The 12,377-nt window shown below is 67.8% G+C and carries 12 protein-coding genes; 5 read left to right on the forward strand and 7 right to left on the reverse strand.

Going from position 1 to position 12,377, the window contains the following annotated elements; translation table 11 throughout:
* Position 1 precedes the first annotated feature (1 nt).
* The gene (locus ACVN9Z_RS12040; protein ID WP_102949893.1) at positions 2-1,210 is read right to left on the reverse strand and encodes an MFS transporter; all 1,209 of its coding nucleotides are present in this window, start codon (positions 1,208-1,210) and stop codon (positions 2-4) included.
* Between the two features lie 415 nt (positions 1,211-1,625).
* On the opposite strand from ACVN9Z_RS12040, the gene ACVN9Z_RS12045 reads away from it, so the two are divergent.
* From ACVN9Z_RS12045 to ACVN9Z_RS12060, 4 genes are all read left to right on the forward strand, one after another.
* Complete coding sequence (locus ACVN9Z_RS12045; protein WP_006388928.1) at positions 1,626-2,810, forward strand: efflux RND transporter periplasmic adaptor subunit; 1,185 nt, start codon at positions 1,626-1,628, stop codon at positions 2,808-2,810.
* 1 nt (position 2,811) lies between these two features.
* Positions 2,812-4,770: a MacB family efflux pump subunit gene (locus ACVN9Z_RS12050; protein ID WP_006388929.1), complete on the forward strand. Its 1,959-nt coding sequence runs from the start codon at positions 2,812-2,814 to the stop codon at positions 4,768-4,770.
* Between the two features lie 5 nt (positions 4,771-4,775).
* Positions 4,776-6,206: an efflux transporter outer membrane subunit gene (locus ACVN9Z_RS12055; protein WP_054439496.1), complete on the forward strand. Its 1,431-nt coding sequence runs from the start codon at positions 4,776-4,778 to the stop codon at positions 6,204-6,206.
* 176 nt (positions 6,207-6,382) lie between these two features.
* Complete coding sequence (locus ACVN9Z_RS12060; protein WP_458213413.1) at positions 6,383-7,219, forward strand: tRNA threonylcarbamoyladenosine dehydratase; 837 nt, start codon at positions 6,383-6,385, stop codon at positions 7,217-7,219.
* A 43-nt stretch (positions 7,220-7,262) separates the two neighbouring features.
* On the opposite strand, the gene ACVN9Z_RS12065 is transcribed toward ACVN9Z_RS12060, so the two are convergent.
* The 4 genes from ACVN9Z_RS12065 to ACVN9Z_RS12080 all read right to left on the reverse strand — a co-directional run bounded on the left by ACVN9Z_RS12065 (position 7,263) and on the right by ACVN9Z_RS12080 (position 9,595).
* A complete protein-coding gene (locus ACVN9Z_RS12065) occupies positions 7,263-7,574 on the reverse strand; it encodes a non-heme iron oxygenase ferredoxin subunit (protein WP_024067829.1) in 312 nt (103 codons plus the stop codon).
* 15 nt (positions 7,575-7,589) lie between these two features.
* Complete coding sequence (locus tag ACVN9Z_RS12070; RefSeq protein ID WP_049053759.1) at positions 7,590-8,063, reverse strand: aromatic-ring-hydroxylating dioxygenase subunit beta; 474 nt, start codon at positions 8,061-8,063, stop codon at positions 7,590-7,592.
* 2 nt (positions 8,064-8,065) lie between these two features.
* Positions 8,066-9,301, reverse strand: coding sequence for an aromatic ring-hydroxylating dioxygenase subunit alpha (locus ACVN9Z_RS12075; RefSeq protein WP_458213512.1), 1,236 nt, complete (start codon positions 9,299-9,301; stop codon positions 8,066-8,068).
* Between the two features lie 126 nt (positions 9,302-9,427).
* Positions 9,428-9,595 carry a hypothetical protein gene (locus ACVN9Z_RS12080; RefSeq protein WP_153228280.1) on the reverse strand — a complete coding sequence of 56 codons (168 nt, stop codon included), beginning with the start codon at positions 9,593-9,595 and terminating at the stop codon, positions 9,428-9,430.
* On the opposite strand from ACVN9Z_RS12080, the gene ACVN9Z_RS12085 reads away from it, so the two are divergent.
* Complete coding sequence (locus tag ACVN9Z_RS12085) at positions 9,594-10,496, forward strand: LysR family transcriptional regulator (RefSeq protein WP_343719867.1); 903 nt, start codon at positions 9,594-9,596, stop codon at positions 10,494-10,496. The two genes, ACVN9Z_RS12080 and ACVN9Z_RS12085, sit on opposite strands and share 2 nt — an antisense overlap.
* 34 nt (positions 10,497-10,530) lie before the next feature.
* Here the strand turns inward: ACVN9Z_RS12085 and ACVN9Z_RS12090 are convergent, their stop codons facing one another.
* On the reverse strand, positions 10,531-11,163 hold the full coding sequence (locus ACVN9Z_RS12090) for an aminotransferase class IV family protein (protein WP_006388938.1): 633 nt from the start codon (positions 11,161-11,163) through the stop codon (positions 10,531-10,533).
* A 76-nt stretch (positions 11,164-11,239) separates the two neighbouring features.
* Positions 11,240-12,376, reverse strand: a complete 1,137-nt coding sequence (locus ACVN9Z_RS12095) for an aminodeoxychorismate synthase component I (RefSeq protein ID WP_054499629.1) — start codon at positions 12,374-12,376, stop codon at positions 11,240-11,242.
* Position 12,377: the final 1 nt, after the last annotated feature.

Below are 12,377 nucleotides of genomic sequence, written 5' to 3' on the forward strand. Positions count from 1 at the left end.
ACTACGGTTTCCGGTCAGATTCGAGCGGGGGGTTGCGATTGGCCCAGCCGCCAGCCATCAGGGCCACGGAATAGGCCCAGAACAGCGGGGCGACGCCAATGACCGCACCCAGCGCGCCGAAGGTCAGCGGCAGGGAAACCTGGGAGCCGTTGATCAGCGCCATCCGCAACCCCACGGCTTCGGCGGCGCGGCCCGGCGGCGAATGCTGGTGCAGCAATGAAAGCATACTCGGTTGGCAGCAACCCAGCGCAAGCCCCAGGATGAAGGACAGCACGATCAGGACGCCAACGTCGGTGAACAGCGGATAAAGCATGAAATCGATGGCGGCGGTGGCCATGGCCACCCGCACCAGTGTCCAGGACCGCACCCGGCGCTGGATCAGGGGCAGTACCAGGCGGATGATGAACGTTGCCGCCGCGAAGGACGCGAGAATGACGCCGATGGTGGTGGCGGACAGGCCGATGGCGACACCGAAGATCGGCACCACGAACAAGTGCGTGTCCCAGGCGCCCGACAGGATGGTGTTGACCATCAGGATGCGGCGCAGCGCCGGCACCGCCAGCAGTTCCGTCACGCGGCGGCGCTGCGCTTCCTTGGTGCCGGCCAGCTGCGAATCCACCGCCTTCAATTGGTGCCGCAGCGCATACAGGCCGCCGGCCGACAGTAGCGGACCGAGCGTCAGCAGGCCGAAGGCCAGCCGGGTGCCCAGATGGTCGATCGCCAGGCCGGCGATCAGCGGTCCCGAGAAGCCCGAGCCCGCCAGCGCCAGCGACATCAGCGAGAAATTGCGCAGCCGCTGGGCCGGCTCGGCGTGGCCCAACAGGTCCTGCGTGGCCACCTGGTGCAGCATGAAGCCGATGCCGATGCAACAGGACGCCACCAGCAGCGCGAACTGGGTCTGCGACAGGAACGGCAAGGCCGTGCCAACCGCCACCAGCGTGGTGCCGGTGACCAGCGGCCGGACGATGCCGACCCGGTCCACCCAGCGTCCGGCGCGCACCGAGAACAGCATCGGCAAAACCGCGAACACCGCCACCAGGGTGCCCACCTTGAAGGTCGACAGCCCCATTTGCAGCGCCGTCAGGGATACGGTGATCCGTCCCCCTGTCAGCGCCACATGGTTCAACATGGCCAGCAGGCACAACAGCGCCGCCCCGGAAAACTCCGGGGCGGCGCTGTGTGAAGAGGGGGGAGGGGGCGAATTGGACACGGATACGGCTTAACTGCATTCATTCTGTCCCTATCGTCGCCCTATGTCGAGGCGTGGATTTTTTGCGCCGCCGCAATTCTCGATTGCCAATGGTGACAAGATAGGCGCCATCTATGGTCCAACTGAGATGGGGATGCGGCAAGATGGCATCACGTTGCCGGCAAGGTTCCATAGAATGGAAACGCTAATGCGCCGCAACAGATGTATCGTTCGTGCAACGGAACAATATTGCCTGCCCACGACCCAATGCCGGGTGCTTTACCGTTTTTCACCCTTTCGCCACAGATTGGCCATGCTTTGACGCAGCCCCCCGTTTAGGATGAGCGGGCAGTATGGGTACGTACAGCCGGCCCGATCCGTATCGAGTTATCCGAGTGGTGGACGATGCCTCCGCCGCCTCCTCCGAACTGGTTCAATGAAAAAGCCTCGTAGCAAAGTCCAGCGTTACGTCCTGATCGCCGTCGTTCTCCTGATCATCGCCTTTGGCGTCCGCGCCGCCTTTTTCTCGTCGCCGCCGCCGCCCACCTTCGCCGTGGCCGAGGTCGTCCGCGGCAATCTCGAAGACAGTGTGCTGGCCAGCGGCACCATGGACGCCATCGAGCGCGTCAGCGTCGGCGCGCAGGCCACCGGCCAGTTGAAGTCGCTGAAGGTGGCGTTGGGTGACCGCGTGACGCGCGGCCAACTGGTCGCCGAGATCGACGATTTGACGCAGCAGAACGAACTGCGCAATACCCAGGCCGCCCTGCAGACACGCCGCGCCGAGCGCGCCGCCAAGGTCGCCACCCTGAAGCAGGCCGAGCTGGCTTTCCGCCGGCAGCGCCAGATGCTGGCGGCCGACGCCAGTTCGCGCGAGGCCTTTGAATCGGCCGAGGCCACGCTGGGCGTGACCCGGGCCGATATCGCCGCGCTCGACGCCCAGATCGTCCAGGCCGAAATCGAGGTCGACAAGGCCAAGGTCAACCTGGGCTACACCCGTATCGTGTCGCCGATCGACGGCGTGGTGGTGGCGGTGGTGACCAAGGAAGGCCAGACCGTCAACGCGATCCAGAGCGCGCCCACCATCATCAAGGTGGCCCAGGTGGCCACCATGACCATCAAGGCGCAAATCTCCGAAGCCGACGTGACCCGCGTCAAGCCGGGCCTGCCCGTGTACTTCACCATCCTGGGCGAGCCGGACCACCGCTATCACGCCACGCTGCGCGCGGTGGAGCCGGCGCCGGATTCGATCCAGAAGGACGACGCCGCCACGTCGCTGACCTCGTCCAGCTCCACATCCACCAGCGCGGCCGTCTATTACAACGGGCTGTTCGACGTGCCCAACCCGGACGAGAAGCTGCGCATCTCCATGACCGCGCAGGTTTCCATCGTGCTGGGCGAGGCGCGCGACGCCGTGGTGGTGCCGGCCTCGGCCCTGGGCAAGCGCGGCGAGGACGGGCGCTACGAGGTGCGGGTGGTCGGCAAGGACAACCAGACCGAGACCCGCAAGGTCAAGATCGGCATGAACAACAACGTGCAGGCGCAGGTGCTGGAAGGCCTGGAGGTGGGCGAGCGCGTGGTGTCGGCCGACGCCGCGCCGGTGGCCGCCGCGGCGGGACGCTGATATGGCCGAACCGTTGATTTCGCTGTCCGGCGTCCGGCGCGAATTCCCCGCGGGCGAGCAGACCATCGCCGTTCTCAAGGACATCAACCTGACCATCGAGGCCGGGGAAATGGTGGCCATCGTCGGCGCGTCCGGTTCGGGCAAGTCGACCCTGATGAACATCCTGGGCTGCCTGGACCGCGCCACCAGCGGCGACTACCGCGTCAGCGGCCGCAGCACTGGCGAGCTGGACCCTGACGAACTGGCCGAATTGCGGCGCGAGCATTTCGGCTTCATCTTCCAGCGCTATCACCTGCTGTCCGACCTGACGGCGCAGGGCAACGTCGAGGTGCCGGCCGTCTACGCCGGCAAGCGCCGCGAGGCCCGGCTGGAACGCGCCGCCGACCTGCTCGAGCGCCTGGGGCTGGGCGAACGCACCGGCCACCGCCCGGGCCAACTGTCCGGCGGCCAGCAGCAGCGCGTGAGCATCGCCCGCGCGCTGATGAATGGCGGCGACATCATCCTGGCCGACGAGCCGACCGGCGCGCTGGACACGCACACCGGCCAGGAAGTGCTGCGCATCCTGGAGGAACTGAACGCCGCCGGCCACACCATCATCCTGGTCACCCACGACATGAACGTGGCGCGGCACGCGCAGCGCATCATCGAGATCAGCGACGGCGAGATCGTCTCGGACCGGCGCAACCCCGACGCGCCGCGCATCGAGGTCGTGCGCGAGGAGGCGGCGCCGCTGCCGCCGCGGCCGGCCTGGCAGGCCTACCTGGACCGCTGCGGCGAGGCGTTGCGCATGGCGCTGCTGGCCATGAACGCGCACCGCCTGCGCACCTCGCTGACCATGCTGGGCATCATCATCGGCATCGCCGCCGTGGTGTCGGTGGTGGCGCTGGGCGAGGGCTCGCGCCAGAAGATCCTGGAAGACATCAGCGAGATCGGCACCAATACCGTCGAAGTGTTTCCCGGCAAGGACTTCGGCGACGAAAAGGCCCTGACCATCCGCACCCTGGTGCCGGCCGATGCCGAGGCCCTGTCACGCGAGTCCTACGTGGACAGCGTCACGCCCGAGGTTTCCACCAGCAACACGCTGCGCTATCGCAACGTGGCGGTGAATGGCTCGATCCAGGGCGTGGGCGAGCAGTACTTCCGGGTGCGCGCGGTCAAGCTGGCGCAGGGCAAGTTCTTCGACGCCACCAGCGTGGCGCGGCGCGCCCAGGAAGTGGTGATCGACGAGAGCACCCGCAAGACCCTGTTCGGTTCGCACACCGACCCGATCGGTCAGGTGGTGTTCCTGGGGTCGATGCCGGCGCGGGTGATCGGCGTCACCAAGAAGAACGACACGGTGTTCGGCAACAACGAGACCTTGAACGTGTGGATTCCCTACACCACGGCGCTGTCGCGCGTGCTGGGGCAGCAGCACCTCAAAAGCATCACCGTGCGCGTCAACGACGCCGCGCCGCCGGCGGCGGCCGAGCAGGCCATCACCAAGGTGCTGCTGCGGCGCCACGTGGTGAAGGATTTCTTCGTGTTCAACACCGACGCGATCCGCAAGACCATTGAGCGCACCACGGCCACCATGACGCTGCTGGTATCGCTGATCGCGCTGATCTCGCTGATGGTGGGCGGCATCGGCGTCATGAACATCATGCTGGTGTCGGTGACCGAGCGTACCCGCGAGATCGGCGTGCGCATGGCGGTGGGCGCGCGGCGCAGCGACATCATGCAGCAGTTCCTGATCGAAGCCGTGCTGGTCTGCCTGATCGGCGGCGCCGTGGGCATCGCGCTGTCGCTGGGCCTGGGCGTGCTGGTCTCGAAAGCGACCGGCGGGTCCTTCCGCATGATCTATTCCACCGCGTCGATGGTGGCGGCATTCACCTGCTCGACCCTGATCGGTGTGCTGTTTGGTTATCTCCCGGCGCGCAACGCGGCGCGCCTGGATCCCGTCGAGGCCCTGGCCCGGGAATGAGAACGATGAAAGCTGTTTCCCTGATCCGCAAACCCGCCGCCCTGGCCCTGGCGCTGGCCCTGACCGGCTGCGGCGGCCTGCTCAAGAGCGAATACGAAACGCCGCGGACGCAGTCTCCGGCCGCCTGGCGCCACGGCGCGGGCGCCGACGCGCCCGCCAACGCGCTGGCCGCTGGCGGCGCCTGGTGGCGCAATTTCAACGACCCGGTGCTGGACGGCCTGGTCGATGGCGCGCTGGCGCGCAACAACGACCTGGCCGCCGCCGCCATCCGCGTGCGCCGCGCGCAATTGCAGGCCGGGCTGGCGCAGGACCAACTGATCCCGCAACTGTCCGGCACCGGCAACGTGACGCGCGCGCGCAACCTGCGCGGCGAACGCGAAATCACGCGCACCAACAGCGCCGAACTGTCGATCGGCTACGAGGTCGACCTGTGGGGCAAACTGTCGCGCCAGCTCGACGCCGCCGAATGGGAGGCGCTCGCCAGCGAGCAGGACCGCCAAAGCTCCGCGCTGTCGCTCGTGGGCACCACCGCCACGCTGTATTGGCAGACGGCCTTCATCAACCAGCGCATCGCCAGCAGTCTGGAGAGCATCGCCTACGCCCGCAAGACGCAGGAACTGGTGCGCGCGCAATATGCCGCCGGCGGCGCCTCGGCGCTGGAAGTGGCCGAGGCCGAACAGACCGTGGCCAGCCAGCAGGCGGCGCACGCGCTGCTGGTGCAGCAACGGGTGGAATACGTGAACGCGCTGGCGATCCTGTTCGACGGTCCGCCCGACCGCGTCATGGCCGACCCGCAACGCCTGCCGCAGTACCCGCTGCCGCAGGCGCGCGAAGGCGTGCCGGCCGAACTGCTGGGCCGCCGTCCCGACCTGCGCGCCGCCGAACTGCGCCTGCGGGAGTCGCTGTCGAACATCGACGCGGCCCGCGCCAGTTTCTACCCGACGCTGAACCTGACCGGCGCGCTGGGCAGCTCCAGCCCGACGCTGTCGAATGTGCTGCAGAACCCCGTGGGCACGCTGACGGGGGCGCTGACGCTGCCGTTCCTGCAATTCAACCGCCTGAACCTGAACCTGAAGGTCTCGCGCGCGGATTTCGACGAACGGGTGGTGAGCTTCCGGCAGGCCTTGTACCAGGCGATGGCGGATGTGGAAAACGCGTTGTCGAACCGGACGCAGTTGCGTCTGCAGGCGGAGCAGTTGGACGCGTCGTTGAAGGCGGCGCGCGAGGCGGAGCGCCTGTACGAGGTGCGCTACCGAGCGGGATCGGTGTCGTTGCGGTTCTGGCTGGATGCCCAGGAGAAACGGCGGACGGCGGAGATTGCGCGGGATGAGAACGCGTTGAACCGCCTGATCAACCAGGTAAAGGTCTACCAGGCGCTAGGCGGCGACGATGCTGCCCTGGCAATGAACGGCTCCGTCGATACCAATGGGCGCTGATTATCTTTGAACGTCAGAGCCATTGAATGCGCCTGAAGCAAGACACCACGTAAGGCTCAAAAGGCCGCCCGCGCGGCCGGCTTGAGGCGGGCCCCGCAAGATCCTCCATTTCCCCCCGCCTGCCCCGCAGCGCGCGGCTCAAGAACCCAACCCCGCGCCCATATAAAATACCCCCCATGACCGCCCCAGAAGAAAAAGCCGACATCGCCCGCCGCTTCGGCAGCCTGTCCCGCCTCTACGGCCCCGAGGCTCCCGCCCGCCTCCAGAACGCCCACATCGCCGTCGCCGGCCTGGGTGGCGTAGGCTCGTGGACGGTCGAAGCGCTGGCCCGTTGCGGGGTCGGCGCCCTGACGCTGATCGACCTGGACCACATCGCCGAATCCAACGTCAACCGGCAGATCCATGCGCTCACGGAAACCCTGGGGCAATCCAAGGTGGATGCCATGGCCGAGCGCGTCCTGGCCATCAATCCCGAATGCCGCCTGACCCGCGTGGACGACTTCGTTTCTCCGGAAAACGTCGCGCAAGTGCTGCCCGGCCCCTACAGCGCCATCATCGACTGCACCGACCAGGCCGCGGCCAAGATCGCCATGATCCTGCATGCGCGGGCGCTGGGGATTCCGATGCTGCTGTGCGGCGGCGCCGGCGGCAAGACCGATCCGCTGGCGTTGCGCGCCGGCGACCTGTCGGCCGCGGTCAATGACGCCTTGCTGTCCAAGCTGCGCAACAAGCTGCGGCGCGAACACGGGTTGCCGCGCGCATCGGACAAGAATGGCAAGGCGCTTAAGCGCATTCCAAAAATGGGCATCCACGCGCTGTGGTTCGACCAGCCTGCCATCCTGCCCGATGAATGGACGCGGCAGGCCGAAGCCGAGGACGATATGGGCGCCTCGGCGCAGGCCGTGGCGCCGCAGGGGTTGTCCTGCGCAGGCTATGGCTCGGTGGTCACCGTGACCGCGGCCATGGGCATGGCGGCCGCCAACGAGGCCTTGCGGCTGGCGTTGCAAGGCTAGCTGGGCGGCGACGGGCCCGTCACGGAACGCCGCCGCGCCCGGGTCACAGCGCCACGAACACCACGCCGTCCTCGATCCTGACCGGATAGGTCGCCAGGTTGTCGCGCAGCGGCGAACAGAGCGCGCGGCCGTCGCGCACGTCGAAGCGGCCCTGGTGCAGCGGGCACTCGATCTCGTGGCCCGTCAGGAAGCCGTCGCACAGGCGCGCATTGCCGTGCGTACAGAGGTTGTCGGTGGCGTAGACGTTGCCTTCCACGCCGTACAGCGCGATCTCGCGGTCGCCCGCCTGCACGGCGATCACGTCTTCGTCCGGCACGTCGGCCAGCGCGATGGCCTTGATCCAGTTCGTACTCATGTCTTGGTGTCCTGGTCAGATGGGGTAGATCAGCGAATTCGGGATCAGCTCGCTGTCGAAGATGCACAGGCGCGACTCGAACTTCAGCCCGTCGGGCGTCTGCCGGATCACGTCCAGGTAGCGGCCGACGTTGTAGACCGTGGTCAGCTGGTTCGGCTTGGTGCGGAACACCGCGTAGTTGGCTTCCGATTCGATGCGGTCGCCCTGCACCGACAGCACGCGCGGCGCGCCGACCACGTGGCGCTGGTAGTAGGGGTCGTGGAAGATGGTGTCGGTGGCGCCGTAGATGCGATCCTTGAGCATGCCGCGGCTCTCGAACGACATGGTCGCCAGCGGATAGCCGCGCTCGTGGTTCTCGCGCGGCAGTACCTTGTAGACGCAGTCCTCCAGGAAGAACTCCGGCCATTGCTCCCATTGCTCGGCGTCGAGCGCGGCGGCGTAGTCGGCGTACAGCCGGGTCAACTGGTAGTAGAGGGGAAAGTCCAGCATGTTCACGCCTCCGCTTCCATCACGCGGCGCCAGTAGGCGTACATCCCGCGGATCAGGGTTTCGGTCACCATGTGGTCGGTGTTCTCGGCGGTCTTGCCGCCCAGTTCGGCCACGCTGCGGTGCCAGGGCTTCTGCGCGAAGCCCGATTGCGAGAATTCGATCACTTCGCCATCGTCCGCCGAGACGAAGCCGGCCGGGCCGAACAGGTTGGCCTGGCGCAGGCGGCGCTGTGTCATCTCGGGGGTGTCGTCGGCGAAGCCGAAGTGGGTCCAGACGAAGTCGAAGGCGTCGTGGCCGACCGGCTGGATGTGGCGCGTGGACAGCGAGTTGACCTGCTGCTGGATGATGACGCTGGGGAACAGCGTCATCAGCACGGCGGTGGGGCCGTTCCACCAGGGTTCCGGCACGATGTCCAGGAAGCGGTCATCGTTCAGCGTCATCTGTTCCTTGAAGCTGGACACGCCGCTGGTGACGCTGCCCTTGCCGCCCTGGCCGCGGGTCGAGATCATGGCCGCGTGGCGGAAATGGCGGTCCATCTTCAGTTCCGAGCGGTTGTCGGCGCGCCACAGGCCGAAGGTGACGAACCAGGTGTGAAGCAGGCCGGGGTGGTACGGGTCCTTGATGTTCTCCTGCATCAGCTTCCAGTTGCCCGGGATGCGCTGGCGGCTGTAGCCGTGGATGACCAGTTGGCGGCCGTCGAAGACGCGGTCGAAGTAGTGCAGGATGTCCGGGCCCAGGTAGTCTTCCAGCGGCTCGAAGTCGTGGTCGAACGAGGCGAACACCACGCCGTTGCGGCAGGCCACGGCCAGCTTGGTCAGGCCGTGATCCTCCGGCTTGAAATCGGGCGGCATGCCGCCATTGACGCGGCCGTCCTGCTTGACGCCGCGGCGGAACGGCACGCCGATCAGGTTGCCCTGCAGGTCGTAGTTCCACTGGTGGTAGGGGCAGACGAACTCGCTGCGGTTGCCGGAACGTTCGCGGCAGAACTGCACGCCGCGATGGGCGCAGACGTTCTCCACCACGCGCACCTGGCCGTCGTTGTCGCGCAGCAGGATGACGGAACGCTCGCCCACGGCGGTGCGCTTGAAGTCGCCGGGATTGGGGATTTCCGCTTCCAGGCCGACGTAGCTCCAGTGGCCGCGGTAGAAGAAACGCTCCAGCTCGCGCAGGTGCAGGGCGGCGTCGGTGTAGACGCCGAAGGGAATGCGGTGGCTGCCGTCGCCCTGCCAGGGGGGCATGAACGACAGCGGCTGTTCGCGGGCGGCGCTGGCGGGGCAGGCAGAGTTGGCGGCGGCGCCGGCGATCGCGTCCGGCGCGCTATCCAGGGGAGTGTTCATCGGCGGCCTCCGGCGAGGCGGCCGCGCCTACAGGGCGTGACGGGGGGATGGCGCATGGTTGTCTCCTTCATCCATCGGAGCCTGCGCGACATCGGCGCAGGCGTTTGTTGCATCATCGGCCAGGGTGTGAAATAAATAAATAGAATCTGGATGATGACAACAATCACCAAAATAAATATTGGTGGAGACAAGCATGAACCTGCAAGACATGGACTTGAACCTGCTGGTCGTGTTCAACGAGCTGTGCAAGCACGGCCGGGTGTCGACGGTGGCGCAGAACCTGGGCATCTCGCAGCCGGGGGTCAGCAACGCGCTGGGGCGGTTGCGCAAACTGCTGGGCGACGAGCTGTTCCTGCGCACCTCGCGCGGCATGGTGCCCACGCCCTATGCCGAGGCGCTGGCGCAGCCGATCGCCGACGCGCTGGCGGCGCTGCACGGCACGCTCAATGCGCGCGCCAGCTTCGATCCTGCGCGCAGCGAGCGCGCCTTCGTCATCGGCGTCAACGACGTCGGCGAGACCTACTTCCTGCCGCGCCTGATGCGGGCGCTGGACGATGCCGCGCCCGGCGTCACCATCCGCACGGTGCGCACCACCTCGATCGACGTGAAGGACGAGATGGAGCGCGGCCGCATCGACCTGGCGATGGGCTTTTTGCCGGGCCTGAAGCACGGTTTCTTCCAGCGCCGGCTGTTCCGCCAGCCCTATGTGTGCATCTTTCGCGAGGATCATCCGCTGGCGCGCACCGGCGTGTCGGCGCGGCAGTTCCGCGCCGCCGAGCATGTCGCCATCGTGTCGGAGGGCACCGGCCACGGGGTGGTGGACCAGGTGATCGAGCAGGCCGGCATCCGCCGGCGCTTGCGCCTGACGGTGCCGCATTTCATGGCGGTGGGGCCGGTGCTGCAGGCCACCGACATGATCGCGGTGGTGCCGCGGCGCTTCGCCGATTGCGCCTGCAAGCCCTTCGGCCTGGCCACCGCGCCCTGTCCGGTGAAGATCCCCGAGTCCGTCATCAACGTGTTCTGGCACGCCCGCAACCACCGCGAGCCGGCCAACCAGTGGCTGCGGCAGGTGGTGGTGGAGCAGTTCGCGGATTAGGGGACCGCGTACTCACCGCCCGGCGCGGCGGGATTCAGGTCTCGCGCAGCGTGACCTTGAACCAGCCGCGCAGGGCGTTGGACAGCCGGATTTCGTCGGCCGCGTGCAGGTCGGCCAGGGTCAGCACGCGTTCGCTGACGTTGCCGGTATCGAGCAGTTCGGCGCGCTGCACGCCGGGCAGGCAGCCGCTGTCGACCGGCGGCGTGTACCAGTCGCCATCCAGGCGCAGGTAGACGTTGCTGCGGCTGCCTTCGCACAGCTCGCCGCGTTCGTTCAGGTAGACCAGGTCGAAGATGTGCGGATGGGCCGGCAGCCATTCGATGGTCTTGGTGTACCAGGGCCGGTAGGTGGTCTTGTAGCGCAGCAGCGGTTCGGAGGAGCGCAGCGCCTCGGGCGCCAGCATGATTTCCTGCGCCGCCGGCAACGGCGGCAGCACGGCGGTCTGGATGTGGCGGCTGCCGTCGCGCGCCACCAACAGGCGCAGGCGGTGCGCGCCGGGGGTGTTCAGGCTGAGCGCGGCGATCATGATGTCGCTTTGCACCGCGTTGCCGCCCCAGGTGTAGCCCAGCGCCTTGCAGGAATGCTCCAGGCGGTGCAGGTGGCGCGCCAGCAGCGGCACGCGGCGCTCGGCGTCGACCAGGATGGTCTCGATCAGTTCGGGTTGCATGCGGGCTCCTGGTAAACGGCGGGCGAAGGAGGGCGGGGCCGGGGTCTATCCTACCCCGCGGCCACGGATTGCGCACTCAGGCGCGCAGGATGCGGGCCTTCCAGTGGCATTCCTGCCATTCCTCGGCCGGATCGGAGTCGTGCACGATGCCGCCGCCGACGCTGTAGACGCCATGGCCGGCCGCATCCAGCACCAGCGTGCGGATCGCCACGTTGAGCGAGAAGTCGCCGTCCGGCGCCAGCCAGCCGATGCTGCCGCAATACAGACCGCGCGGCGCGGCCTCCATTTGCCGGATGCGGCGCATGGCGGCGACCTTGGGCGCGCCGGTGATGGAGCCGCACGGGAACAGCGCGCGCAGCACGTCTTCGAGCGTGGCGCGCGGCGCCTGCGCCGACACGGTCGAGGTCATGGTCCAGACGGTGGGATAGCGCTCCAGCGAGAACAGCGCCTCGACCTTGACCGAACCGGGCTCGGCCAGCCGGCCCAGGTCGTTGCGCAGCAGGTCCACGATCATCAGGTTCTCGGCGCGGTTCTTGTCGCTGGCCAGCAGCGCCTGGCCCAGGCGCTGGTCCTCGGCCGGATCGGGGTGGCGCGGCGCGGTGCCCTTCATCGGCCGGGTGGTCAGTCGCGCGCCGCGACGGGCCACGAACAGCTCTGGCGAGAACGACAGCACCGTGCGCGCGCCGTCCTCGATATAGGCGCCGTGCGCCACCGGATTGCGGGCGGCGATGCGGCGGTACAGCGTGGCGGCGTTGCCCTGGTACTGCACGTCCAGCGGCTGGGTGTAGTTGACCTGGTACAGCTCGCCGGCGCCGATCAGTTCGCGGATGGCGTCGATCTGGCGCACGTAGCCGGCCTCGGTCATGCGCGGCGCGGGGATGCTGAGGGCGCCCGGCGCGCTGTCGGCCGCTGGCGCGTCCCACGGGGCTTCGTCGATCTTGCGTTCGAATACCAGGGCCGTCAGGCGCGCCCGGCCGTCGTCGCGCGGCGGCGTCCAGGGCCCGGCGGGCGCGGGCAGGGTGGCTTCCGGCAGCAGCCATTCGCCCAGTTCGTAGTCCAGCAGCAGGGCGACCCAGTGTCCGCGCTGGCGCGCCGCGTCGATGGCGGCCAGCGCGGGGCCGACCTCGGCCGCCGCGCGCGCCTCGATGCGGGCCAGGAAGCCGTCCAGCCGCAGGGCGCGGCCGGCCAGCCGGTCTTCAAAACGACAATGCATG

This window comes from Achromobacter sp. KK8, from assembly GCF_054188005.1.

Excerpts from the sequence above, each read along its gene's own strand:
- ACVN9Z_RS12045 (WP_006388928.1), top strand. The coding sequence starts at position 1,626 with ATGAAAAAGCCTCGTAGCAAAGTCCAGCGTTACGTCCTGATCGCCGTC.
- ACVN9Z_RS12050 (WP_006388929.1), top strand. The coding sequence starts at position 2,812 with ATGGCCGAACCGTTGATTTCGCTGTCCGGCGTCCGGCGCGAATTCCCC.
- ACVN9Z_RS12055 (WP_054439496.1), top strand. The coding sequence starts at position 4,776 with ATGAAAGCTGTTTCCCTGATCCGCAAACCCGCCGCCCTGGCCCTGGCG.
- ACVN9Z_RS12060 (WP_458213413.1), top strand. The coding sequence starts at position 6,383 with ATGACCGCCCCAGAAGAAAAAGCCGACATCGCCCGCCGCTTCGGCAGC.
- ACVN9Z_RS12065 (WP_024067829.1), bottom strand. The coding sequence starts at position 7,574 with ATGAGTACGAACTGGATCAAGGCCATCGCGCTGGCCGACGTGCCGGAC.
- ACVN9Z_RS12070 (WP_049053759.1), bottom strand. The coding sequence starts at position 8,063 with ATGCTGGACTTTCCCCTCTACTACCAGTTGACCCGGCTGTACGCCGAC.
- ACVN9Z_RS12075 (WP_458213512.1), bottom strand. The coding sequence starts at position 9,301 with ATGCCCCCCTGGCAGGGCGACGGCAGCCACCGCATTCCCTTCGGCGTC.
- ACVN9Z_RS12085 (WP_343719867.1), top strand. The coding sequence starts at position 9,594 with ATGAACCTGCAAGACATGGACTTGAACCTGCTGGTCGTGTTCAACGAG.
- ACVN9Z_RS12080 (WP_153228280.1), bottom strand. The coding sequence starts at position 9,595 with ATGCTTGTCTCCACCAATATTTATTTTGGTGATTGTTGTCATCATCCA.
- ACVN9Z_RS12090 (WP_006388938.1), bottom strand. The coding sequence starts at position 11,163 with ATGCAACCCGAACTGATCGAGACCATCCTGGTCGACGCCGAGCGCCGC.
- ACVN9Z_RS12095 (WP_054499629.1), bottom strand. The coding sequence starts at position 12,376 with ATGCATTGTCGTTTTGAAGACCGGCTGGCCGGCCGCGCCCTGCGGCTG.